Origin of the sequence: Sulfitobacter sediminilitoris (assembly GCF_010667575.1) — a bacterium.
Lineage (GTDB): Bacteria > Pseudomonadota > Alphaproteobacteria > Rhodobacterales > Rhodobacteraceae > Sulfitobacter > Sulfitobacter sediminilitoris.
On record NZ_JAABNT010000075.1, the window covers coordinates 1 to 1,048 of the forward strand.

At 63.2% G+C, this 1,048-nt stretch carries 1 protein-coding gene; it reads left to right on the forward strand.

Translation table 11 applies throughout. The features are described 5' to 3' along the window. Positions 1-1,048: IS91 family transposase (locus tag GV827_RS23165; protein ID WP_235930711.1), on the forward strand; the 1,048-nt coding region annotated here is incomplete at both ends.

The following is a 1,048-nucleotide window of genomic DNA, read 5'->3' on the forward strand; positions in this document are numbered from 1 at the left end:
TGCAGGTGATGTCCGCGGTTGAGACGTGCCGGACCGCGGTACTCGGTGGCCATGTTGCCGCTTGCACCAAGTGTGATCATCAGCACATCGCCTACAACTCTTGTCGCAACCGGCATTGCCCGAAGTGCCAAGGCAGCGCAGCGCAGGACTGGATGCAGGCGCGCATGGAGGACCTGTTGCCGGTCGAGTACTTCCACGTGGTCTTCACGCTGCCTGCGCCGATTGCGGATATCGCGTATCACAACAAGGCGGCGGTCTACGGCCTCCTGTTCAAAGCATCCGCGCAGACGCTGCTGACCATCGCTGTCGATCCCAAGCATCTGGGCGCCCGGATCGGCATGACATCGGTGCTGCACACATGGGGCTCGGCGATGACGCACCACCCGCATGTGCATGTCATTGTGCCAGGTGGCGGGCTGTCGGCAGACGGCACACGGTGGATCGGCTGCCGATCTGGCTTCTTCTTGCCGGTGAAGGTCCTGTCGCGGCTGTTCCGGCGCTTGTTCCTCGAAGGGCTGGCCAGGTTGCATAAGACGGGCAAGCTGAAGTTCTTCAGCAATCTGTCGGGGCTGGCCGATCCCGATACCTTTGCAACACACCTCGCGCCGCTGCGCAGGACCGAATGGGTCGTTTACGCCAAGCCTCCCTTCGGCGGACCCGAGGCCGCGCTGGCCTATCTCAGCCGATACACACACCGGGTTGCAATCTCTAACCGCCGCCTGGTCAGCGTTGATGCCGACACCGTGGCATTCCGCTGGAAGGACTACCGCATCAAGCGCGGGAACCGCATGAAGGTCATGCGCTTGCCCACGGACGAGTTCGTCCGCCGCTTCCTGACCCACGTCCTGCCCTCCGGCTTCCACCGCATCCGTCACGCTGGCTTCCTCGCCAATGGCATCCGCCGCGACAGGATCGCGATGATCAGGTGTCTGATCGACCGGGCACAGGAGCCTGATCAGATGGCCGAAGAGGAGGCGCCCACCGGTGCTGACGAAGAGGACCAGCTTCAGCCTTGCCCGAAATGCGGCGGCCCGATGCGTATCATCGA